The organism is Chitinophaga alhagiae, from assembly GCF_003568665.1.
GTDB lineage: Bacteria > Bacteroidota > Bacteroidia > Chitinophagales > Chitinophagaceae > Chitinophaga > Chitinophaga alhagiae.
Window position 1 is genome coordinate 542,597 of sequence record NZ_QXMH01000003.1, and the last position, 25,089, is coordinate 567,685.

Here is a 25,089-nt window from a genome sequence, read left to right on the forward strand (position 1 = left end):
GAAGCGGACAAATACAGGAAATACCATGCACGGCATACAACAATTGCATTCCCAAAAAATTCCTTTATGGATTCCACAATTGAAATGAAAAACGATACGCTGGCCTCTCCCGGGCGCAGCGGCGCGGTAAAGCTCACCTTCATACTGGTGATCAGCCTGTTCTTTTTATGGGCGCTCACCGGCAACCTGATCCCTGTACTGATACCGCACCTGCGCAAGGCCTGCCAGCTGAACGATTTCCAATCTGCTTTCATAGACTCTGCCTATTGGGTGAGTTACTTCTTTTTTGCGCTGCCCGCCGCGTGGGTGATGCGCAAATGGAGTTATAAAACGGGCATCATCACCGGCTTGCTGATAGCGGCGGCCGGTGCCCTTTTGTTTTTTCCCGCGGCTGAAATGCGCTCTTTCGGCCTGTTCCTCTTTGCGCTGTTCCTCGTAGCCGCGGGCATGACCTTCCTGGAAACCGCCGCCAACCCGTACATTACCGTTATGGGCCCCAAAGAGACCTCTGTACAGCGCCTCAACTTTGCGCAGGCTTTCAATGGCCTCGGGGCATTTGTGGCGGCCTTTTTCCTGAGCAAGGTGATATTGTCCGGCAAGGAATACTCACCGGAACAACTGGGCGCCATGAGCCCTGACGCGCTCAACAACTACCTCCTGTCTGAAGCCCGTTCCGTGCAGGCGCCCTACCTGGCTATTGCCGGGGTATTGCTGGTGGTGGCCCTGGTTTTCAGGCTGGTACATTTCCCTAAAGTACAAGAAGAACATGGCAGCGGCTTCAGCCTCAACCTGCGCGTATTCCGGCACATGCATTTCCGCTGGGGCGTTATTGCGCAGTTCGCTTACGTGGGCGCGCAGGTATGCATTTCCAGCTTCTTTATCCGCTACGCCGGTTTCAGCGCGGGTATGCCGGAAATGGAGGCCACTACCTTCCTGGGCATGCTGCTGCTTTGTTTTATGGTGGGGCGGTACGCCGGCACCTTCCTGATGCAGCGAACATCTCCCCGCCTGCTGCTGCTGGCTTACAGCGTGGCGTGCGTACTGCTGCTGGCGTATTGCGTATTGCAGGGCGGCCTGGTGGGCGTATACTTTTTACTGCTGGTGGAATTTTTTATGTCTATCATGTTCCCCACTATTTTCTCGATGGCCATTAAAGACCTCGGCAACGAAACAAAAACAGGCTCCGCCTTTCTCGTGATGTCTATTGTGGGCGGCGCGCTGGTGCCGCTGGGGCTGGGGGCTGTAGCTTATTATTACAATGTACAGCTGGCATACGTGGTGCCGCTGATCTGTTTTGCCGTGGTGGCCTGGTATGCCTGGCGGCATGCGCTGCCCGTGGCGGTAAAAGAACCGCTTTCCTCATAACGGGGAAAGCAGTTCCGCCGCCGTTTTACGGCTAAGGCCAAAATAAAGGCGCTGGCCGGGTATATACTTTTCGCGCAATTCAAAGTTCTCGAAAGAGGGACCGCCGGGTACGGCAATGTAATGTTCCGCGTTCCTGCTGCCGCCGCTCCAGTAGCTGGCGCGGCCGTTTACGCGCACCTGCAGGGAAGGCTGCGCCTGTTCCTTTTCTTTCCGCCAGTATTGGCTCAACATGTAGAACGGCCGGTAGCGCCAGTTCCACCGTTTCATATAGGCTTCTTCCTGCGGCCATGCGGCCAGTTCGGCAAAAGTTTCATCCGGCGTGGCCACTACCAAAAGATCCCCGTTGGCATCCCGCGGCATTTGCGTGGCGGGGTACGGTTCTTTCTCGATGAAATCTATACCGCTATAACCCTCATACAGGCGGCGGGCGTTGATCACCGTGTCTTTAAGATGCAGCCTTCTCAGCCGGGAATAGTTGCCCATGGTGGCGGTAATGCCGCAACGGTCCATAGGCGCGCTGTCTGCATGATGGTATACTTCAATACACAGTTCTTCAGGGCGGTTTTTGAAGAGGGTGATCTTGAGATAAGGATGCGCGCCATTGGCGAATTTTTCCATCCGCAGGCAGAAGCCGATACTGTCTGCCGTGTGGAAAGTATCTGTTACCCACATCAGCTTGCCCCATTTGCCATCAGCAGCGGAGGGCGAAATTTCACTGAACTCTATTTTCCCGTTCACCACCGGTTCCACCGCTATGTAGTTGATGTGGTACACCAGCCCCATGTATTCGTAGCCAATGCGCAGCAGGCCGCGCGGCCCTCCGTTGGCGCCCTGTTTCAGGTTTTCAATGGCGCCCGGCCAAAGGCCTACCACCATGCCGTTGCGGATGCCCCACAGGGTACTGTCACGCCGCAGCCATTGCGCCTGCGTAACAGTGCCGGTGCAAAGCAGAGCGGCCAGCAGTAAATATTTGCGCACGGGTGAGGTCACCCGTGCGCGGAACTTTTTATGCATATTCCAATGTTTGTATCGTTGAGGGGCATGCCGCATGCGCCCGGCCATCCCCCGGAAGGCCTACCACCCCGGGTTCTGCACCAGGTTGTGGTTCTTGTTGATCTCTTCCTGCTGAATGGGCCATAAGTAATGTTTGGGGGCAATGAACACGCGTTTTTCCACCACTGTTCTTTTGTAAAAATTATCATCATTCAGTGCCGCGCCCGCGCCAATATTCATGCCGTGGATCTCCCTGCTGTCAATGCCGGCGGCTATCTTCCAGCGGCGGGTATCAAAATAGCGGTGCGTTTCAAAAGCCAGCTCTATGCGCCGTTCGTGATGTATCTTTTCCCGCATGGCATCCTGCGTAAGACCGGCGGGCAGCCCCGGCAGGCCGGAGCGGTCCCGCACCAGGTTGATGTACTTATACACGTCCGCCACCGGGCCGTCCATTTCATTCAGCGCTTCCGCATAGTCAAGGTACAATTCTCCCAGCCGGTAGTAAATAAAAGTATTGAGCGAAAACCTGTTCTGGAAAATATCTGACGTGGGGTTCACCATTTTTTTCATGAGGTAACCTGTAATGCAATAGTCGGAACCGGCGCGCTTGCGGCCGTCCAGCCCTTCAAACCAGAACTGTATGCCCCTCCCTTTCCAGATGGCGCCGTTGAAATTGATGCTGGCGTAAAAACGCGGTTCCCGGTCTACGTACATGTTGCGCACGCCGGCGGGGTAATAGTCCAGCGGGTGTTTGGCCGCCGCATATCCCGTTTCCACATACCCGGAGGCGGGGTTGACAACCGGCGATCCGTCTGCGTTGTAGCCGGTGATGGGGCGCTCGCCGTTGGCCATTTCATAATCATCCACCAGCTCCTGCGTGGGACAGAAAATAGAGAACCCGCCAAAGCCAATGGGATTGCTGCAACGTTCAAAATGGGAATGCTCCCCGGCATTGCGGGCAAAGAGCACCTCCGCGTTGTTGCGTTCTATGAATACTTCCTGGTAGTTGCGTACCGGGTCGTTGCTGGCGGAGCGGTATAGCCTGTAGCCGTTGGCTTCCGCACCGTCAATACAATCTTTAGCAGCCTGTGCGGCCTTTCTCCACCGTTCCTTGTCAAAAGCGGGGAACAGCTGAATGCCTTCTTGGTCTTTGATGTTGGTATAGTCCGTGTTGCCGTTCCACAGCGGGCTGGCCATATACAGCAGCGCCTGCGCCTTTAATGCCATGGCGGCGGGTTTGGTGATGCGGCCCAGCTGGTCCGCGCCTACGCGCCATTCCAGCAGCGGTACGGCTTTATCGCATTCCGCGGCAATGAAGTCGATCACCTTGTCTACCGGCTGGCGGCGGATAACGGCGTAATCTTCACTCAACGCGTAGGGGTGGTCCGCAACGGGGATAGCGCCGTAGATGCGGGCCAGCATAAAATGATAGAAGGCCCGCAGGAAAGTGGCCTCCCCTATCCAGCGCCGCTTTTCCGTTTCATCCATCGGCACCTGCTCCACGTTGGCCAGGAAAATATTGGTCTTCCGGATGCCTTCGTACATGAACCCCCAGATGTCAGGATAATAATCATTGGCGCTCCAGGCGCCGGAATTGAGCAGGTGGGAGTAGGCGCCCAGGAAGGTGATCTCCATCTCGTCACTGGCCCCGGTGTAGGGGTTGCGCTGGTCCCAGTCTGCCGCGCCCAGCATCACGGGAATGTTGTGATAGGCGGAGGAGAGAAAAGACTCTGCGTACTTTCTTTCCGAAAATACTTTTTTGATATCCAGGTCTTCGTCAGGCGCCTTTTTCAGATAGTCTTTGGTGCATGATGCCGTTAATAACAATATAGCGGTAAAAACAAGCAGCTTGTTCATCTTGTAAGTTTGAAGGTGTTTTAAAATGATAACTGTGCGCCGAAGTTGATGCTACGTTGCAGCGGGTAGCCGCCGGTGCCGTAGTTGGATTCCGGGTCTATCACTTTTATTTTGTCCCATGTAACCAGGTTATACCCGTTAATGAACAGGCGGATATCATCCAGCCCGTGTTTTTTCAGGGCGGCCACTTTGAAGTTGTACGCCACCTCCGCGCTTTTCAGCCGCAGGTAACCCGCGTCCTGCAAAAAGAGCGTGGACGTTCTGTTGTTGTTCGGGTTCTGGTAGGGCGATACACGGGGGTATTTGGCCTGCTGGCTGGCGGGCGTCCAGCGGTTGTCGTAATATTCCCGCAGTATGTTATACGTGCCCAGCCCCATCTGGAAGGCGTACATAGACGGCCCGTCTACGAACAGGCTGGCCCTGGCCGCACCGGTGAAGAACACGCTCAGCTCAAACCCTTTGTAGCCAAAGCTGGCGCCGGCGCCGTATACCATTTGCGGCGTGCGGGGGTACCCGATGGGCACACGGTCGTAATCGTCCACCACGCCATCGTTATTGTAATCCTGGTACTTGATATCGCCCGGCTTTACCTCGTCCATGAATTTCTGCTGGGGGCTGCGGTCTATGTCTGCCTGATTTTTGAAGAAACCCAGCGCTATCAGCCCCATGGGCTGATCTATGGGAAGGCCTACAAAAGACTGGTAGGCATATTTTGGCGTGGGATCGTCGTTTTGCGTACAGATGCTTTTGGCGTAGGTGAAGGTGCCGCGGAAGTTATAGTAGAAACCGCTGCGCGTGGTGTGCTTGATCTCCAGCAAGGCGTCCAGGCCGGTGTTTTCCGCTTTGCCAAGGTTGGCATAGGGCAGCGTCCAGGGGTAGTAGCCTGTTACGCGGGGAATTACGCCGCGTTGTATCAGGATGCCTTCCCGTTGTTCCTTGAAACCGTCTACCTGCAGGTTCACCTTGCCGTTGAACAGTTCCAGGTCAAACCCGATGTTCGATTTGGCGGCTACCTCCCAGGTCACGTCATCATTGCCGATCTGCGCTTCCTCAAAGCCCTGGTAGAAACGCTGGTTATCCCCGAAAAAATAAGACTGCCCGGAGCGGTTAATGGTGGTCAGGAACAGGAAGCGGCGGCCGGCAATGATCTTGTCGTTGCCCACCTTGCCGTAAGAGCCCCTGATCTTGAGGCTGGAAATGGCGTTGACGTTCCAGAAATTTTCGTTGCTGATGATCCAGCCCGCGGAAATGGACGGGAAAAAACCGTACTGCTTGCCTTCGGGGAAGTTTTCGGAGCCGTTGTAACCGGCGTTCGCTTCCGCCAGGTAACGGTTGTCGTAGTTGTACGTGATACGCCCGGCCAGCCCCTGGTTGCGGTAAGGCAGGTTGTTGATGGGCACGCCCGCGGTGAGGTCTATGTTTTCCCGGCGGTTGCCCAGTATCATGCCTGTAACGGTGTGTTTCCCGAAAGCCCGGTTATAGTTCACCGCCAGTTCCGTATAATACGTGCGGCTGGCCTGGTTGTTCAGCTTGTATTGCATGGGCTGTTCTTCCCGGATGGTAGCGTAATTGCCATTGCCGTCAGCATCTTCTGTATACTGTTTGATGGCGTACGGCTTGATGCGGTCTGTAGACGCGGCATAATTATGATCGTAAGAAAAAAGCCCGCGTACAGACAACCCTTTTGTGACCAGTGAAGACAGGTCCCATCTGCCGCCGAAGGTGCCCTGCAGCGAATTTCTGTCTTGCCGTGTATACCCCGCCTGTGTAACCAGCCCCCAGGGGTTGTCTTGCAGGTAGGAAGTAGAAGCGCCTGCCACAGAACCGTCCGGGTTCAGCTTGGGATAGTTGATGGGCGAGGTTATTTTCAGGGCGTCAAAAATGCGCGGGGCGGACGTACCGGGATAGTTCCCTTTCTGTATGATGCCGCCAATGCCCAGCTCCAGGCTGATGGATTTGGACACGTTGATATCTACATTGGAGCGGAAGTTATAACGCTTCATTTGCGCATTCGTTTTATAGGGGTTGTGGGGATCTTGTTTGTAAATGCCGTTCAATATGGTATAGCCCACGTTGGTATAGTATTTAATGATCTCGTTGCCGCCGGATACGCTGAGGTTGTTGATGGTCTGGTAGGTATTTTCCTTCAGCACCGCGTCCGTCCAGTTCACGTCCGGGTAAATGAAGGGATCTGACTGATCGCGGAACTTGCGCAGCTCGTCTTCCGTATACCGTGCGGACTGCCCGTTGTTGAGCAGCGCTTCGTTGATGAGCCCGGCATATTCCGGGCCGTTGATATAATCCGGCAGCCGCATGGCCTGCAGGGAGGCGTGCTCCGTGCGGAACACCACGCGCGGGCGGCCCGTGGTGCCTCTTTTGGTGGTGATGAGTATCACGCCGTTGGCCCCTCTTACACCGTAAACCGCCGTGGCCGAAGCATCTTTGAGAATGGAAAAGCTCTCTATCTCCTGCGTGTTGATGTTATTGATATCACGCTCCACGCCGTCTACCAGTATGAGCGGCGCCCTGTTGGCCCAGGTGCCGAAGCCGCGGATGAACACGGCCGCGCCATCGTACCCCGGCTCACCGGAGCTTTGGCGGGTAATGATGCCCGGCATGCTGCCTGCCAGGGCATTGGAGAGAGACGGCGTGGCAATACGCTGGATGTTGGCTACCGGCACGCTGGAGATAGCACCCGTTACCGTGGCCTTCTTTTGCTTGCCGAAGCCGACTACCACTACATCTCCCAGCGTGCTGCTCTGCTGCTTCAGGGCAATGTTGATAACGGTATTGGCGCCTACCGTAATGGCCTGCGTTTCGTAGCCCACGTAGGTGAACACCAGCATGGCATCGTTCCCCGCCACCTTGATGGCATAAGTACCGTCTGGGTAAGTGGTGGTGCCCACGGGCGAGCCCTGCACTACAATAGTGACCTCAGACAGCGGCTGGCCGTCTGCCGCCGCGGTTACCTTACCGGTGATCACCTTCTGGCCGTAACCGGCGGCCGTGAAGGCGAAAAAGAAAAAGAAGCAGCTGATCCATTTTTTCCTGGACGTGCTTTGCTGGATAGGCATACATTGCCGGCAACTTTTCATAAACGTGCTAATTTTTTTGTGGATAAGGAGTTGCTTTAACGTTTAAGCAGATGGAATTTAAAATGCCGTGCTATTGATCTGGTTGAATAATGCGGTGGTGATGGTGATAATAATGTTATGCCAGGGATGTTTCTTTGCCCGCCACGATGGTCTTTTTAACAGGAATGGAACCGTGCGCCACCGCCAGCGATGGTTTGCCGTTGCGGAGGCTGACCGTGCCGAAGCCTTGCGCGGTGGCAATGAAGCTGGTGAAATCCCCCACCCTGGAATCTATGTGCAACGTACCGTCTACCGCGTCAAAACGCACGCCGGTGAGGCCCTGCAGCATGCCGTAGCTGCTCATGGCGCGGGCGTACCAGTGGCCGCATTCATATTCATTGAAGGGATTGCGAACGGAGCCATCGTACCGGTTGCGGCAGGCGCGTACAATATCCAGCCCTTTTTCCACTTCGCCATGGAACATCAGGTGGGAAGCCACCTGGTATTCGATGCCCGTCCATACCTCATTGCTGTATACAAAGGGCAGGGACAGCATGCCGCCTTTGGGCCAGGAACAAAGCAGCAGCCCGCCTTCGTTGCCGAGCGCAAAGGTGGGGCGCTGGGGATTGGCGTGGGCGCTGAGGTCTTTTTTCAGGTTGTATTTATGCACCGCCAGCAGGTGGCTTTTGGCCTTGGCCGCGTTCACCGGTTCTTCCATACCGCACACGCGGGCTATCCAGGAGCCAAGTATGCCGTCTGACAGGCAGCCGCTGCCGTATTGGTACTTGGGGCCTTCCTGCTGCAGCAGGCGTTGCGCTTCTTCGGAATAATGCGTGTGGAAAGACTGGGCCTTTACCGGGTCAGGAGCGTTGAGGCCCGTCCACTGTATTTTCTGGATAAAATATTCTCCGTTGTAGAGCGAAGTTTCAAGATACTCTTTGCCTTTACGGAACAGTGAAGTATACGCCGTTACATCTTCCCCGAGGTGCCGGCCCATCAGCGTTATAGCATGGAGGGCGCCGAGGTAGAAGCTGGTACACATGCCGGTGGGGCCCCAGAACTCAATATCGTACGTGTTGTGATGCGGCTCTGCCACCATCCCTTTCTTATGCGGGTCCCAGGTACGGATGCAGTAGTCCATACTGGTTTTCACAGCGGGGTACATGTTTTTCATCCAGTTGTTATCCCCGCTGATGCGCCACTCGCGGTATACTTTCATGATGCCGCCCAGTTGCCCGTCTGCCGCCGAATGAAAGTTATGTACCAGGGGGCTGATAGGAATGTTGGCGCGGAAGCCCTGGTGTCCTTCCGTATTCTGGTTCTCACTGAACTCCGTGTTGCGCAGGCTTCTTTCCAGCGCGGGGAACAGGTGCGGCACTGCCTGCGCGTAGTTCCACACGTGCGTGCAGGAGCCATGGCAGCTGCCCCAGTTATCCCCGCAGCCTTCCCACGTCCAGAACCGGCCGTCGTATTGGCGCATTACAGTGGCGGATTTCAGGATGGTGAGGTTGGCGGCTACCGCTTCCACCACTTCCGGCGGCAGCGTGCTTTTATAGAACGCATTGGTAAACAGCGATGTTCTTTTTTGCAGCGCATCGTACTGGCTGTTCCAGTAAGCCGCCACTTCCCCGATGTTCTTAAAGCGGCTGCTGTACCAGGGGCGGTGAAACTTTGGCTGGCCGGGATGGTCTCCGGAAACATCTTCGCCGATGCGCAGTTTGGAGTCTGGCACGTACCAGGCCATCATGAGGCGCACTGTTTTCTGCTGGCCGGGTTGCAGGCGGAACGGCACAAACAGCGAGGCGCCCGGCGCATCTTTTTCAACAGGCGCGTTGTTCTTCACCTCGCCGTTGCGAATGGTGTTCCATACCATAGACAGCGGATCGAACCAGCCGCCCCTGAACCAGCAATGATCTGTAACCGTGGCATCGTCTGTGGTGAAAATGGCAAAGTGGCCCTGCTTTTCCGGCGCATCGGGCAACGCTTCCTGTGAGAGGATAAAACCGTTTTCCAGTGCTTTGATATTATTCAGCTGGTCTCCCTGCCGCATGAAATTGCGGCTGTTGTAGGAGAACACGTATTCCTGCGTGGTTTTGCCGGTGTTGGTGAAGCGGTATTCCAGCGCGCCCACGGGCAGGCTGGAGTTGTCCTCATCTCCGGGAGTGAACGGGCTCCACCCCTTGATCCGCACCGCCAGCGGAATAGCGGGGTCTTTCAGCGATATCTCTCCGAAAGGGAAACGCGCTTTAAACTCCGCCGCGGCAAACCGCGGCAGTCCCCAGGTAGCGCCGCCGGTGCCGCCGAGGCCCGCATCGCGCTGGCCGAACTTTTTCCATTCGGGAATGTTTTGCTCCAGCACCCTGGCCCCGCCCGGTATGCCTTTTATACTGATGGCGGCAAACATGGCCGGCTCAAAAAACATTTCAGGGTTGTGACGGACAGACATGTGGGAAATAGCGCCCGTACCTTCGAGACAGAACATGCCCGCGCCGATGCCGCCAATGGGGAACGCCACGCGGTTGATGTATTGACCGGTGTACACGCCGTTGTAGGCGCGCGCGCCGGAAGCGGCTGTTCTTTCTCCGCCTGCTTCTACGGGCATCGCTGCATCCGGCCCGTTTTGCGGCACGCCTTGCCCGGTGCTACCGGTATGCGCTGTAACCACGCCTGGCAGCGCGGTTGCGCCAATGGCGCCTAACGTAAAGTTCTTCAGAAAATCCCGGCGGTTCTTGCTTGATTTCATAGTTGACGAGGTTCTTATTGATAAAATGGTGAATAGTAACGGGCATTACCGGTCCGCGTTCAGCATCTTGCTCACCCGTGGAATATGTTGGGGCCCCTCTGCCTTATGGCAAAAAGATCTTCCTACCGGCCCTGGTCTGACCGGCCCATTTCATAACGCTTAAACGTTTAAGCAAAGGGGACTAAAAAAAGCAGCTTTCGCTTCGCTGGTGAAAGTAGAATAATAAATTTTAGCGTCCAAATTTTTTTTCTGTGCGGATGATGCTCCAGTTTGAAACCGGCCAGTCGGCGCACAACTGTTTTTTTTACGGCGGCACCTGCATGGCGGCTCTTTTCCAGGTCCATACGCAGCCAACGCGCAGCAATACCATTTACGTGTTTATAGTAGCAGCGCTTCCTTTATGATACTATTTTCGCCACCCTTCACCTACGCTTCTCCTTCGCTTCTCGTTCGCTTCACGTTCGCTTGAGGTACGGTCAGGGCACTGGTTAAAATACTACACCTGCCTGCTGCGGGATTCGCCTTTCCGGTATACTTTTTATGCCGGCCGGAACATGCTGTTGCTTCCGGTTGCCGCAATTTTGTAACTGTTAACAATAAGTACTTAAAGTTGACGGAAACAATTTTTATTCACTTTTAAAAAACAAAATGTATGAAACAAGATTACAACAGTATTATGAGGGGCGCAAGCGGCGCCCTGGGCAACGAGCTGGTATTTCGCCAGCGCGCGGGTAAAACCGTGATCAGCAAGCCCCCGGCCTGGCGGCCGGATAACCCGACGGAGGAGCAGGTGGGCATCAGGAGCCGATTTCAGCAGGCTTCTCGTTATGCTAAGATCGTCCTCGGCAATCCTGCGTTGAAGGCAGCTTACAAAAAAGCCGCGGATCCCGGCGTATCTGCTTTCAACAAGGCCATCGCAGACCATTTCACACCACCAGTCATCAGGGAAACAGATGCGGTCAATTACACCGGCTCTCCGGGAGACACGATCCGCATACATGCCACAGACGACTTCCGGGTACAGGCTGTGCATGTGACCATCACCAATGCCGCAGGCAACCTGGTGGAGGAAGGGCAGGCCGTACCTGTTCCGGGAGAAAAGGACATCTGGCTGTATACCGCCACCACATCCAACGGAGCGGCCGCCGGTGGAAAGGTGAAGGTACAGGTCAATGACCTGCCGGGAAATGTAACGGAAGAAGAAACAGTATTGTAAGCATCGGGAATGTTCAGCGCCGGAGGTACATGTACTCCGGCGCTTATTTTCTGTAAGCCGCAGGCGTAACGCCCACCAGCCGCCTGAATGCCCTGATGAATGCGGATGCATTGCAATAGCCGGTTTCGTAGGCTATGTCTGTAACCGAAAGTTCCGTTCCTGACAGCAGGCGCTTGGCCTTTTCTATCCTTTCAAGCGTGGTCAGCTCTCCTACGCTCTGTCCGAACAGCATCTTGAACCCCGCCTGCAACTTTTTTACGTGCATGTTGACCATACGCGCAATGTCTTTCAGGGATAATTCCTCACCGGCCATTTGCGCCTGCAGCTCCCTGGCCCTGCGCACCGCAATTGTATCCTCCCGTGAAAAACTGAACCCTCCCGGTGCGGGCCGGTTGTCTTCATCATAAATACCCGCTGCGTCTTCCGCGTACATTGCCAGTATATCCAGTACTCTTGCCTGCTGATTAAGATCGCGGATGCTTTCATCGGCCTGGTTGTATAACAGGCGTATAAGCATTTCCACCAGGCGGTTGCTCATGGTGATGATGCAGGACGCGTACAGGCGGTCTTCCTTTTCTTCATACCGTTCCCATACATCGAACACCGCAAAACAGGAACAGGAAAGCCGCTCTACAACTGCGGCCTCAATATCTATTTGGGCTAACACATGCTTTCCCGCAGGAAACTTCAGGGAGTGGCAACCCTTAGGGATATGAAAAAGCGCGTACCCATCTTCCTTCAGTTGCCTTTCTTCTTCATTCTCTGATAAAAAAGAGCAGGAGCCGATCATCATATGCATGAGTGATATAGACTGCGCATCCACCTTCAGCATCAATTCCTGTGGTGTTGACAAGTCGAGTACAGAGAAGAAAATTTTGAACCCGGCCCCATTGACCCATTGGTAGGTAATACTGCCGAAATCGTCTTCCAGGCGGTCTGCATATTCATATGGCAGCAGCAGGTTATCTGCATGCGGCGGTTCAAGGGTGGTACACCGGGTATTCGGGCCGGGGGGCGGGGGTATGATCCGGTACATAACGGAGGTTGTCTTGGTTTACCCGTAAATTTAAGGGCTCCTTTCCTAAACATTCTTGATATATATCAAAAAATTGGCGCTACAGCAACTCCACGCTCCCCCGGTATGCCGCCAGGAACGGATCGTCTGGCGGCAGCTCCGTAATAAGGTAGTCTATGGCCTGCAGGTCACATACCTTGAGGCGCTGGGTGGTGTTTAGTTTTTCGGAGATGCTGAGCACGGCCACTTTCTGGGAAGAGCGCATCATGGCCTTGATGATCTGCACTATTTCCCAATCGCTGTCCGTCAGCCCGTCTGCCACGGAAAAACCGTTGGCGCCAATGATGCACAGGTCTGTTTTGATGTCTGCCAGCTGGTTGATCACACTGGCGCCGGTATGTACGTTGGAGTTTTTGGAGAGTTTGCCGCCGATGCTGATCACGTCCAGCTTTTCGTGGTCAGACAAGGCAATGGATACCTGGGGGCTCAATACAAAAAAAGTGGCGCGCAGGTCGTTGGAAATAGCTTTGGCCAGCTCCGTAATGGTGGTGCCGCCTTCTATCAGCACCGTCATATCCTTCTTCAGCAGCTTTTTGGTTTTCTCGGCAATGGCCTGCTTGGCTTCGCGGGCATACACGTCACTCTGCAGGTTATGGGGAAAGTGGAACGAAGGGCTTACCGCTCCGCCATGTACCTTCAATATCCTGCCGGCCTCTATCAGCTCCTTGAAATCGCGGCGGATGGTATCTTCAGACACGTTCAGCAGCCGGCTCAGGTCTGCGGACAACACTTTGTTGTGCAGATTTACCTCCCGCATGATCATTTTATGCCTTTCCTCTTTCAACATACTATTAAATTAACTGTAAACAGGCCCCAAAGTAATATAAAACAGGCAAAAATCTGCATAAATGAGTTTTTTTGCGTTTTTAATTTGCATATATGCGCATAATTGTTTTATCTTGGAAAGGTAATTTTTACACCTAAACGGTCTTTCAATGCAGACGATCCACCCTTCAACATCCTAATACTGCGCATTTACGATTCGTGAATACGCAATTTTATTGACCAGTTTCAACCAAGATGATTTATGAAGAAATTTCAAACTCATGCAGAAACCGGCAGGGCTTTTTATGTCCTGTACTTTCTTGCCGCGCTGCTTTGCATGTCATTCCACGGCAGGGCCTATGCACAGGCAGATACCGCCAGGATACTGGTAGCGGGCACTGTGCTGAATGAGGCCGGCGTAAGGCTGGCCGGGGTATCCGTCACCGAAAAGGACGGTACGGCCCGTGCGGTAACAGACATCCAGGGGGTGTTCCAGCTGCGCGTTCCGCCGCGGGCCACACTGGTATTAACTTATGTAGGCTACAACACGCGGGAGTTTCCCGTAGCCGGCAACAAAATTGTGATCATTGACATGGCGTCCGCTACAGACAAGCTGAATGAGGTGGTGGTAGTAGGTTTTGGCAGGCAGAAGAAAGTGTCGGTCACAGGCGCGGTGAACACTATTTCCACGCGGGAAATTGCCAAAGTGGCTACCCCGGCCATTTCCAATGCCATTGCGGGCAAGCTGCCGGGTATTATTACCCGGCAAAGCTCCGGTGAACCGGGTTATGACGCCGCGCAGGTGGTAATACGCGGCTTGGCCACCTTCGGGAATAACGCCCCGCTGATACTGATAGATGGCGTGGAGCGTAATATGAACCAGATCAACGCGCAGGAGGTGGAGAGCTTCACCATCCTGAAAGATGCTTCCGCTACGGCGGTGTACGGCGTAAGAGGCGCCAACGGGGTAATTCTTATCAATACGCGCCGCGGCACCACCGGCAAACCGCATGTAACCTTCCGTACAGAAACAGCATCGCTGCAGGCACTCCGGTTGCCGGAGTATATTAATGCCGGCGAATATGCGGGCCTCATGAACGAAGCCCGGATATACAATAATGAACAACCGCGCTGGAGCGAGGAAGAGCTGGAAAAATACCGCACCGGTTCTGATCCCTACCTCTACCCCAATTCAGACTGGACCAATGCCGTGCTCAAACGCAATACCTGGCAGACGATCAACAACCTGAGCGTTACGGGCGGTACGGATATCATAAAATATTATACCAACGTAGGCTTCACCCTGCAGGACGGGTTGTACAAACAAGACGCCGCCAACGAATACAGCACCAACGCCACCATCAAGCGGTACAACTTCCGCAGCAACGTAGATGTCAATCTTTCCAAAACCCTCCTGATGCAACTGGGGCTGGGCGCTATTATCCAGAACGGCAACTATCCCGGCTTTGCCGCCGGCGATATTTTCAGCGCCATGAAAGTGATCTCCCCCATTGCCTACCCCATCCGCAACCCCGATGGCACACCCGGCGGCTCCTCCACTTATGTAGGCTGGAACCCCTGGGCCAGGGTAACGCAAAGCGGGTATACCACGCAAGATAACAGCACCCTGCAAAGTACTTTCGGCCTGCGGTGGGACCTCTCCTCACTGGTTACAGAAGGCCTCTCCGTACGCGGCCTCTTTTCCTATGACCGCAACGCTTCCGTCAGCAACGTACGCCACAAGGCATTCCTCGTAAAAAGGTATGAAGGCAAAAACCCTGACGGCAGTGACAAGTATAGCACCCCTTACCGCGAAGAGCAGCCGCTGGCTTACAGCATCGGCTCTTCCAGCGACCGCGCCATTTACATGGAAGCACAGGTCAACTATGAACGGTCTTTTAACGACCATGCCATCACCGGCATGCTGTTATACAACCAGCGCGATTACGTAGCCCTTACCGCCGGCTCCTCTCTCGCCAACCTGCCCTTCCGCCGGCAGGGCCTGGCGGCCAGGGTTACCTATGCTTACAACAACCGCTACCTGGCGGAAGTGAACATGGGCTACAACGGCTCCGAGAACTTTCCCAAAGGCAAACGCTTCGGCTTCTTCCCGGCCTTTTCCGCCGGCTGGATAGTGAGCAACGAACAGTTCTGGAACGTGAACGCCGTTTCCAATCTGAAACTGCGCGGTTCTTACGGCCTGGTAGGCAATGACCAGATTGGCGGCGCCCGCTTCCTCTTCCTGACCACCACCCTGCTGAACGGCCAGAATTACCGCTTCGGGCTTGACCAGCAAACCTACCGCGGCATGGAAGAGAACCAGATCGGCAACCCTGACGTAAGCTGGGAGAAAGCCCGCAAGGCCAACATCGGCCTGGACCTCGGTTTCCTGAATGACCGCATCACGCTGCAGGTAGACGCCTTTTCCGAAAACCGCCGCGGCATTCTGCTACAGCAGAAAACCGTGCCCTCCATTACCGGTTTCTACCCCTGGTCTATCCCCTACGGCAACCTCGGCATTATTGAGAACAAAGGCATAGACGCTTTGCTGGAAATAAGGCACACCACACAAAGCGGCCTGTTCTATACCTTCCGCGGCAACTACACCTTTGCCCGCAACAAAGTACTGGAAGACGCCACGCCCAACCCGCTCTATCCCTATATGCAAACGCGCGGGCTGCGGCTGGGGCAGGTAGTGTCTCTCGTGTCTGACGGGTTGTTCAAAGACCAGGCAGACATTGACCACAGTCCCCGGCAGACCTTTGCCACGCCGCGCCCCGGAGACATCAAGTACCGGGACATCAACGCAGACGGTGTAATAGACTCTTACGACCGCCTCCCCATCGGCAACCCGCGCCTGCCGGAAATGACCTTCGGGTTTGGCGGCACCCTGGCCTACAAAGGCTTTGACCTGAGCATATACTTTACCGGCGCGGCCAATACCAGCCTGCTCATCACCGGCACTTCCATGTACGCCTTTGCAGACGGCCTCGGCGTAAACAACGTGCTGCGCGAATATTATGACAACCGCTGGACGCCGGGCAACCTCAATGCCAAATACCCGGCCATTGACGTGGGCAACAACCCGAACAACTACACTACTTCCAATTTCTGGATGCGCAACGGCAACTACCTGCGCTTCCGCAATGCCGAGATCGGCTATAACATGCCCGAGCGCTTCAACAACCGGGTGGGACTGCGCAGCCTGCGTTTTTTTGTGAATGGCATGAACCTGCATACGTGGGACTATATCAAGTTCATGGACCCGGAGTCTAACGACGGTACCGGCTCCTACCCGCTGCAGCGGACGGTCAACGTAGGCCTGCAAATAGATTTCAAATAGCCAAAAATCAGCATGATGAAACATATTCCATATTTGATCACCATACTGCTGCTTGCGGGCGCCGCCTGTAAAAAGGGCTTCCTGGACAAGCAGCCTGACGAGTCCATCACCATTGAAGAAGCCTTCCAGAAAAGGGCTTACGCGGAAGCGTTCCTCACAGACGCGTACGCCTCCATGGGCAATGAATACTACTTTACGGACTACCTGGGCACATCGCCCAACCCATACGTGATAGCGGCTGATGAGATGAACATCCCCTGGCCGGAGAAGTTTGAGAAACTGATGAACAAAGGCTCGTGGAATGCGTATAATGTAGATGCCCAATTGTGGAAGAACATGTACGAAGGTATCCGCAAGGCTAACATCTTCCTGGCCAACATAGACAAAACACCGGTAGACGCTACCTTTTCCGAAGCGGACAAGCAGCGGTGGATAGGTGAGGCCATTTTCCTGCGCGCCTATTACCACTTCAGGCTGGTGCGCATTTACGGCGGCGTGCCCATCATGAACGCGCCCGCCGGCGTAGCGGACGATTTCACCAAACTGCGCAGAACAACGCTGGATAGCTGCGTTCAATTCATTGCCAGCGAATGCGACCTTGCCATACCCAAACTGCCCGTCAAACTCACATCTGACCGTGACTACGGCAGGGCCACCGCCGCGGCCGCACTGGCGCTGAAGGCGCGCATGCTGCTCTACCGCGCCAGCCCGCTGTTTAACGGCAACCCGGATTATGTGAGCTTTGCGGACAGGGACGGTAACAAATTGTTCCCCCAGCAATATGATGCTTCCTATTGGGAACAGGCGGCCACGGCGGCCAAAGACTGCATAGACAAATGCGAAGCGGCCGGGTACGCGCTTTACAAACGGTACACCAACCCTGTAGAGAACTACCAGCAAATGTTCCTTGACAACCACAACAACGAAGTGTTGTTTGCCTACAACGCAGGTGTGACCGGCTGGATGGAAAAATGCGCCTTTCCCGGCAGCCTTGGCGGCTGGAACGGCTACAATCCAACACAGGTACAGGTAGACGCTTATGAAATGGCCAACGGCATGGCGCCCATCACCGGGTACCAGCCAGACGGCACGCCCATCATCAACGCCGCCTCCGGCTACCAGGAAAGCGGGTATGCCGCTGCAGACGGGCCAGACAAAAGATGGCTGGCCGGGGTGAGCAACATGTACGTGGGCCGCGACCCGCGTTTTTATGCCACTATCAATTTTAACGGCGCCTATTTTGTAGACCGGCAGATGGAGTTCTGGCAGAGCGGCGCAGACGGCCGCGGCAACGCCGGGCGAGACTATAACACCACCGGTTACCTGTTGAAAAAATTCGTGAACCCGGCCGCCAACATTTCACAGGGCCGCTTTCTGCTGGGCACCTGGCCGTTTTTCCGCCTCGGCGCCCTCTACCTGGATTATGCGGAAGCCCTGAACGAAGCCCAGGGCCCCACGGCGGAAGTATACGAGTATATAGACGCCATCCGCACCCGCGCCGGTATGCCCAAGCTGCCGCAGGGCCTCGGCAAAGACGCCATGCGCGCCCGCATCTGGCAGGAAAGAAGAGTGGAGCTGGCCTACGAATCTTACCGGTACTTTGATTGCCACCGCTGGAAGATAGCGCCGCAAACAGACAACGGCCCGGTATACGGTATGAACATCAGCGCCGGCAGCAGCCTGCAGGACAATGCTTTTTACAAACGCACGCTGGTGGAAACCAGGGTGTTCCAGGCGCCGAAGCATTACCTCTTTCCCATTCCGCAATCTGAAATAGATAAAGCTCCCGCCCTGATCCAGAATCCGGGGTGGTAAAAACTGAACACTATGCGCAAACTCATTATACCAGTTGCCTGCACATTATTGCTGCTGGCCTGTTCAAAAGAAGTGCCGGTGAAAACGGACGTTCCCGGTACGGAAAAATATTCCCTGCTGTACATGCCGCAAGCCGCCAGAGGGCCCCTGCCCATCTCCGTGACCATTACGGACGTGCCCGACACCATCAGCTTTTCCGCTTACTTCGGCGGCATTGCACGCCCCACGGCAGACCTACCGGTTACCTTTGCAGTAGATCCCGCGGCGGCTACCGCCTTCAACCAGGCCCACGGCACCAGCTACCCGGTGATGCCGGAAGGCAGCTACAGCATTGCCACCCCTTCCGTTAACATACCCGCGGGGCAGCTCACCACCGGCCCGCAGCCGCTGGTAGTGCATACCAAAGGCTTTTTGGAGCCGTTTGTCAGCTACCTGCTGCCCGTTACCCTGTCCCAGCCCGGCAAAACAGGTACCGTGAACGCTTCGCTGAGCACCGGCTATTTTGTGGTGACCGGCGGGTACATGCCGGGTGAAGTGCCGCGTGAAAAAGTCGCATCGCTGGGCGCAGACGCCGGCACTTTCCTGATCAGCTTCGGTGAAAAATTCATCCTGAAAGACCCTGCCAGCGGTAACATGCTGCTGTATACGCCAGATGCGCAAACCGGGTTGTTTACAGCCGCGCCCGCTACTGTTGGCCAGGGCTGGAACATTTTCAATATCATCTTTTTCTATGGCGGCAACCGCCTCATTGGCCGGTATGCCACCGGCGGAGGAGACCTGGCCCAGTACCCCATCAACGCGGCAGGCGAGATAGCCGGCGGCAGAACGGTTGGCTGGGGCTGGAGCGGGGCGCAAAAGATAGTGCCCTATAAAGGCCTGCTGCTGGGTATAGACGCCAACGGCAGCATGACCAAATACCCGCTGGACGCGGACGGTAATTTCGACTTCGGGAACATCAGCGGCATAGGCAGCGGATGGGGCGGCTTTGTGAACATCTTTGCCTACGAAAATTCCCTGATGGCCATTGAGGCCAACGGCAACATGTGGCAATACCCGCTTTCAGAAGACGGCGCCTTCGGCAGCCGCCGCCTGGCAGGCACCGGATGGGACATGTACGTACAAGTGATCACGGCGGGCACTGACCTGCTGGCGCTTGACAGCAACGGCGACCTCTGGCGCTACCAGTTCAACCCCGCGGGTTTGTGGGCACTGAAAAAGAATTAAAGCAGAAAAATCAATTATTCATATGACGCGCATTACTGAACAACCCTCCAGGTATGACCACCTGGAAACCAGATCGGTGGAAGACCTGGTAACCCTTATCAATAACGAGGACGCCACGGTGGCGGGCGCCATTCAAAAGGCGCTCCCGCAGGTCAGCCGTTTGATCACGACCATTGTTGAAAAACTGAAGAGCGGCGGGCGCATGTATTACATGGGCGCGGGCAGCGGAGGGCGCCTTTCCGTACTGGACGCCCTTGAGCTGCCTACCACTTACGGTATTCCCAAAGGCGTGGTGAACGTAATACTGGCCGGCGGCGTGGAACACCTGGCGGAAGCGCCGGAAGAGAAGGAAGACGATGTGAACGAAGCGCTTGACAAGCTGCACCGCGAGCAGCTGACCGCCCGTGATATTGTGATCGGCATTTCCGCCAGCGGCTCTACGCCTTTTGTTCTGGCAGGGCTGAAAGAATGCCGCAGGCTGGGCGTCACCACCGGCTGCATTGTCAGCAACCCTGATTCCGACATTGCCGCCGCGGCAGACCTGCCGGTAGAAGTGATCACCGGTCCCGAGTTCATTACCGGCAGCACCCGCATGAAATGCGGCACGGCGCAGAAGATGCTGTTCGACATGATCTCCACCACCGTGATGATACAGCTGGGCCGCGTGGAAGGCAACAGCATGGTGAACGTAAAGCTCATCAATGACAAGATCACGGACAGGGCGGTGAAAATGCTCATGCAAAAATCAGGCATTGCCGGTTATGAAAAAGCAAAGGCCATCCTGCTGGAGCATGGCAGTGTAAAGAAAGCCATGACGGCGCTCAACGGCACGCATAAAACACCATAAAAAACATTTCGTCAACACGATAAACATCTTACCATGACAAAAAATAATCTGCCACGCAGGCAATTCATCAGCAACATGGCCATTGCCGGCGCAGGCATGGTATTAGGCCTCCCCCACATTGCCCACGCCGCAGACAACGGCAAACCGGCCCTGCTGGGCGGCCCCAAGGCCCACCCCGGCGGTTTCCCCGGCTGGCCGCTGTTTGACAAAACGGAAGAAAAAGCCATTACCGACGTACTGAAAAGCGGCACCTGGGGCCGGTTGGGCGGTAATGTAGTATCTACTTTCGAAACGGAATACGCCAAAATGCTGGGCGCAAAACACAGCCTGGGCGTATCCAGCGGCACCAGCGCCCTGTACACCATTCTGGGCGCCAAAGACATTGGCCCCGGAGATGAAGTGATCATTCCCGTATACACCTTTATTGCCACCTACAACGTGGTAGTGCTCAACTATGCCCTGCCGGTGCTGGTAGATACAGACATTGAAAGTTTCCAGATAGATGCCAACAAAGTGGAAGCCGCCATTACGCCGCAGACCAAGATCATTATGCCGGTACACATCGGCGGTTCTCCCGCCAACCTGGACAAGCTGCTGGCCATTGCGCAGAAAACCGGCATTCCCCTGATCGAAGACGCGTGCCAGGCGCATCTGGCGGAATGGAAAGGCAAAAAGGTAGGTACACTGGGCCTTGCCGGCGCCTTCAGCTTCCAGGCTTCCAAGAACCTGAACTGTGCGGAAGGCGGCGCCATCACCACTAACGATGCTGATTTTGCCCGCACCTGTTACACGTTCCACAACCAGGGCCAGGGCGGCACCACCACCTCTTACGGCACCGGTACCGGCACCCGCGCCACCAACCTCCGCCTCACCGAGTTCCAGGGCAACCTGCTGCTGGCGCAGATGACGCGGCTGCAGGCACAGGCTAAACGCAGGGCTGAAAATGCCGCATACCTCAGCTCCATGCTGAAAGAGATCAAGGGTATCTATCCCGCCAAACTGTATGAAGGCACTACCATGAGCGCATTCCACCTCTATATGTTCCGGTATGACAGCCGGCATTTTGACGGCCTTAGCCGGGAAACGTTCCTGAAAGCGTTGCAGGCGGAAGGCGTGCCCTGCTCCGAAGGATATGGGCAGATGAACCGCAACGAGTATGTAACGGGACTGGCAAAGAACAAACATTACCTGAAGATCTATGGTGAAAAAACCATGAACCAGTGGCTGGAAAAGAACCATTGCCCGCAAAACGACAAACTGTGCGGCGAACAGGCCGTATGGCTCTTCCAGACCATGCTCCTGGGCAGCCGCGCGGATATGGAACAGATTGCGGCAGCTATCCGCAAGATCCAGAAGAACGCAAAAGCCCTCGCCAAACTTTGATCTTTCAAAAACAACAACACATGAAGTTTTCCGGATACATTACCTGCATGTTCCTGCTCCTGCACTGCTGCCTGCCCGGCCAGGCGCAGCAGTACAGGGCAGGCTTTGCACGCGAAAGCACCGAGCCGCAGGCATGGCCTTTTTCACTAACGCTGGCAGGCTACGGCGCGCCGGTAGAAGGGCGTTTCAGTCTTGACTGGATCAAGGCAGGCGAAGCCGCCCCCGGTTACACCGCATTTACAGGCGCCGGCGGCAAGCTCATCATTTCCAACAACCATACATTACTTTCAGCGGCAGCCGGCAGCAACGCACCCGCCTGGCAAGCGGCGGGCGGCGCTGCCGGTGTGAAGCTGCTGGCGGCTGAAGGGAATACGCTGTACGCGCTGAATAAAGAGGGAGAATTACTGGAAAGCCATTCTGCAAACAAAACGCTAAAAAAACAAAAGCGGGCGGCCGGCAATACTTCCCGGTTACCGGAAAGCTCTTTTCCCGCAAACTGGATTAAAAAGGGCACCGCGCCCAACGCCACAGCTATCACGGTACTGCACGGCACCATATACGCGGCCACTCCTGCGGGGTTGCAGTTTGCTGATGTAAGCACATTGGGTCAGCGCTGGCAAACCATGCAGGCCCCGGCAAACATTATCAGTCTTGCCGCCTACAACAACGAACTGTACGCCCTCACGGCAGACGACAACATCTACCGCTGCAACCCCGCCAAAGGCGATAACTGGCTGCGCATGGCCCGCCACAACGGCATTACGTACGATGTGAAGCTGCGGCACATTGCGGTGGCGGGAAATACCCTGTACGGCTGCGATGCGGCGGGCAACATCTTCAGGGCCAAACACAACAGCGACGGCAACATGAGCGCGTCCGCCCTGGCCGTGTCGGCAGGCAAACAGCGCGTGGTAGTAGTGGGGCTGGATGTTTGCGGTTTTGACCATGCATTTGCCGGGGAGGTGAAACGGGAGATCAGCAAAAAATACCGTGTTCCGCCCCAGGCCGTGATGCTCAATGCCTCGCACACCCACTTTGCGCCGGTGGCCCAGCCCTACATCACCTGGCACCCGCCCTGCCAGCAACCAGACAGCAGCTATCTCTACGCCGTGGTGAAACCCGCCATTGTACGTGCAGTGGGCAATGCCATCCGCAACCTTGCGCCGTCAGACCTGTATTTTGGCCGCGGCAAAACCGCTATTGGCCGCAACCGCTGCCTGAGCACAGCGCCCGAGCCATATGACAATGACGTGGACGTGATCACCGCCGTGCGGAAAGACAACGGGCAAAAGACCGTGCTCTTCCTCACCGGCTGCCACCCGGTATTTAATGCCAGCGGCCGGGAGGGTGTTACGCTCAGCGCCAACTACCCCGCCGTGGCGCGCGCCGCGCTGGAAGGGAACAACAACATCAGCCACGCTGTTTTTATACAGGGCTGCGCGGGAGACATTAATCCGCAAGACGCCAACCACACCAACACCGGCAACGCCCTGGCCGCCAACGTGCAGGAAGTGATGACCGGCAGCATGACGCCCATTAAAGGGGCTATTACCTGCTTTACGGACAGCGTTGTTTTCCCCACCCGGCCCATGGCCAGGGAAGCCGTGCAGGCCATGCACGAAAGCAATGCGACAGGCGCCGGGCAAATGGTGCCGGACCGTAACGTGCGCTGGGCCAACATGATGCTTCAGTATTACAACACCAACACCATGCCGGCCACCATGCCGGTATACGTGCAAACCATCAACATCGGCAACTGGAAACTGGTAGGGCTTTCCCGTGAGGTTGTGACGGAGTACAGCAGCGGCATCAAAGCCCTGTACCCCGGCAGCCTTGTGAGCGTGGCCGGGTACTGCAACGACGTGGCCAGTTATCTGCCCACCTCGCGCCATATGAAGGAAAATACTTACGAAGGGTTGGACTCCTTCTTCTGGTACGGGCAACCCTCCCAGTTCCCAATTGATGTTTACGAAACCGTGCTGGACAACATCCGCCGTAAAAACCGCTAACCGCTATGCCATCTTCTTCCGCCACCATTACCGGCGCTGCGCCCGCCAGGCTGCATCCGCTTATTATCATCGGCGCACTATTTTTCATTTTCGGGTTCGTGACCTGGCTCAGCTCGGTGCTCATCCCCTACCTGCAGATAGCCTGCGAGCTGAACAGTTTCCAGTCTTACCTGGTGGCATTTGCTTTTTATATTTCGTACTTTGTAATGGCCGCCCCTTCAGGCTGGCTGCTGAAAATAACGGGATACAAAAAAGGGATGTCTGCCGGGCTGCTGCTGGTAGCCGCCGGCTCCCTGCTGTTTGTGCCGGCGGCCATGTACCGCCAGTACATCATTTTTCTAACAGGGCTTTTTGTGCAGGGCGCGGGGCTGGCCGTGCTGCAAACCGCGTCCAACCCGTACGTTACCATACTGGGGCCGGTAGAAAGCGCGGCGCGCAGAATGAGCATCATGGGCATTTGCAATGGTGTAGCCGGTATTGTGGCCCCGCTGATACTCGGCGCCGTTATACTGAGCGATGCGGACGGGCTGGTGGCAGACCTGCAACGGATGACCGAGGCGCAAAAAACCGCCGCGCTCAACGGGCTGGCGCAGAAAGTGATCATACCTTATATCGTGATCACAGCGCTGCTGCTGGTGCTGGCAGCGCTCATTTACCGCTCTCCCCTGCCGGAAATTTCGCCGGAAGAAGACGTGGAGGAAAACAATATGCCTGCGCAACAAAGCAGCGCAGGCGGGCACAACACAGTACGGGAAGACGCGGGAACAGCCTCAACGGCCAGAGACAATGCTGAAAAAGGCAGCGTTTTCCAGTTCCCCTATCTGCTGCTGGGCGTATTCACGCTGTTCTTGTACGTGGGCGTGGAAGTAATTGCGGGCAATACCATTATCAGCTATGGCGCGTACCAGGGCATCAGGCTGTCTACCGCCCGCTTCTTTACGTCTTTTACGTTGCTGGCCATGCTGGGCGGCTACCTGGCCGGTATTGTACTGATACCGCGCTACCTGAGCCAGCAGGCGGCGTTGAAATACTCCGCGCTGCTGGGCATTGTGTTTTCGCTGGCCGCCATTTTTACGACCGGCTACACGTCTGTATTGTTCATTGCCCTGCTGGGGCTGGCCAATTCGCTGATGTACCCGGCCATATGGCCGCTTTCCATACACGGCCTGGGCCGGTTCACCAACGCCGGCGCCTCATTGCTGGTAATGGCCATCAGCGGTGGCGCGGTGCTGCCGCTGGCCTATGGCAAGCTGGCGGATGCCTTCAATGAACAGCAGGCCTACTGGCTGGTAGTGCCCTGTTACATCGTGATCGGGCTCTTTGCTATAAAAGGGCATTTGATAGGGCGGAAAAAAGAACTGTCAAACCTATAAAAAACAT

15 protein-coding genes are annotated in these 25,089 nt (G+C 55.7%); 9 read left to right on the forward strand and 6 right to left on the reverse strand.

What is annotated here, in order from left to right:
• The first annotated feature begins 66 nt into the window (after positions 1-66).
• A complete protein-coding gene (gene fucP / locus D3A97_RS18465; protein WP_232826012.1) occupies positions 67-1,365 on the forward strand; it encodes an L-fucose:H+ symporter permease in 1,299 nt (432 codons plus the stop codon).
• Here fucP and D3A97_RS18470 read toward each other — a convergent pair.
• The 4 genes from D3A97_RS18470 to D3A97_RS18485 form a co-directional block, all read right to left on the reverse strand.
• A complete protein-coding gene (locus D3A97_RS18470) occupies positions 1,360-2,379 on the reverse strand; it encodes a hypothetical protein (RefSeq protein WP_119079993.1) in 1,020 nt (339 codons plus the stop codon). The two genes, fucP and D3A97_RS18470, sit on opposite strands and share 6 nt — an antisense overlap.
• Positions 2,380-2,439: 60 nt before the next feature.
• Positions 2,440-4,215: a RagB/SusD family nutrient uptake outer membrane protein gene (locus D3A97_RS18475; protein ID WP_119079994.1), complete on the reverse strand. Its 1,776-nt coding sequence runs from the start codon at positions 4,213-4,215 to the stop codon at positions 2,440-2,442.
• A gap of 20 nt (positions 4,216-4,235) precedes the next feature.
• Entirely contained in the window at positions 4,236-7,289 is a 3,054-nt protein-coding gene (locus D3A97_RS18480) for a SusC/RagA family TonB-linked outer membrane protein (protein ID WP_119079995.1), read from the reverse strand.
• Positions 7,290-7,425: 136 nt separating this feature from the next.
• A complete protein-coding gene (locus D3A97_RS18485; protein WP_119079996.1) occupies positions 7,426-10,032 on the reverse strand; it encodes a GH116 family glycosyl hydrolase in 2,607 nt (868 codons plus the stop codon).
• Positions 10,033-10,684: 652 nt separating this feature from the next.
• On the opposite strand from D3A97_RS18485, the gene D3A97_RS18490 reads away from it, so the two are divergent.
• On the forward strand, positions 10,685-11,248 hold the full coding sequence (locus D3A97_RS18490) for a hypothetical protein (RefSeq protein WP_119079997.1): 564 nt from the start codon (positions 10,685-10,687) through the stop codon (positions 11,246-11,248).
• Between the two features lie 43 nt (positions 11,249-11,291).
• Here the strand turns inward: D3A97_RS18490 and D3A97_RS18495 are convergent, their stop codons facing one another.
• Together D3A97_RS18495 and D3A97_RS18500 are read right to left on the reverse strand one after the other, a co-directional pair.
• A complete protein-coding gene (locus tag D3A97_RS18495; RefSeq protein ID WP_119079998.1) occupies positions 11,292-12,284 on the reverse strand; it encodes a helix-turn-helix domain-containing protein in 993 nt (330 codons plus the stop codon).
• A gap of 79 nt (positions 12,285-12,363) precedes the next feature.
• Positions 12,364-13,110, reverse strand: a complete 747-nt coding sequence (locus tag D3A97_RS18500) for a DeoR/GlpR family DNA-binding transcription regulator (protein ID WP_119079999.1) — start codon at positions 13,108-13,110, stop codon at positions 12,364-12,366.
• A 240-nt stretch (positions 13,111-13,350) separates the two neighbouring features.
• On the opposite strand from D3A97_RS18500, the gene D3A97_RS18505 reads away from it, so the two are divergent.
• From D3A97_RS18505 to D3A97_RS18535, 7 genes are read left to right on the forward strand one after another with little or no spacing between them, the layout of a single operon-like run.
• The gene (locus tag D3A97_RS18505) at positions 13,351-16,431 is read left to right on the forward strand and encodes a SusC/RagA family TonB-linked outer membrane protein (RefSeq protein ID WP_198674061.1); all 3,081 of its coding nucleotides are present in this window, start codon (positions 13,351-13,353) and stop codon (positions 16,429-16,431) included.
• 15 nt (positions 16,432-16,446) lie between these two features.
• Positions 16,447-18,246 (forward strand): RagB/SusD family nutrient uptake outer membrane protein, encoded by a 1,800-nt coding sequence (locus tag D3A97_RS18510; RefSeq protein WP_119080180.1) that lies wholly within the window; start codon positions 16,447-16,449, stop codon positions 18,244-18,246.
• A 12-nt stretch (positions 18,247-18,258) separates the two neighbouring features.
• Positions 18,259-19,470 (forward strand): BT_3987 domain-containing protein, encoded by a 1,212-nt coding sequence (locus tag D3A97_RS18515; protein WP_119080000.1) that lies wholly within the window; start codon positions 18,259-18,261, stop codon positions 19,468-19,470.
• Between the two features lie 22 nt (positions 19,471-19,492).
• On the forward strand, positions 19,493-20,317 hold the full coding sequence (locus tag D3A97_RS18520) for an N-acetylmuramic acid 6-phosphate etherase (RefSeq protein WP_119080001.1): 825 nt from the start codon (positions 19,493-19,495) through the stop codon (positions 20,315-20,317).
• Between the two features lie 33 nt (positions 20,318-20,350).
• On the forward strand, positions 20,351-21,700 hold the full coding sequence (locus D3A97_RS18525) for a DegT/DnrJ/EryC1/StrS family aminotransferase (protein ID WP_119080002.1): 1,350 nt from the start codon (positions 20,351-20,353) through the stop codon (positions 21,698-21,700).
• Positions 21,701-21,720: 20 nt separating this feature from the next.
• On the forward strand, positions 21,721-23,709 hold the full coding sequence (locus D3A97_RS18530; protein WP_119080003.1) for a hypothetical protein: 1,989 nt from the start codon (positions 21,721-21,723) through the stop codon (positions 23,707-23,709).
• Between the two features lie 5 nt (positions 23,710-23,714).
• On the forward strand, positions 23,715-25,082 hold the full coding sequence (locus D3A97_RS18535; protein WP_119080004.1) for a sugar MFS transporter: 1,368 nt from the start codon (positions 23,715-23,717) through the stop codon (positions 25,080-25,082).
• The last annotated feature ends 7 nt before the right edge of the window (positions 25,083-25,089 follow it).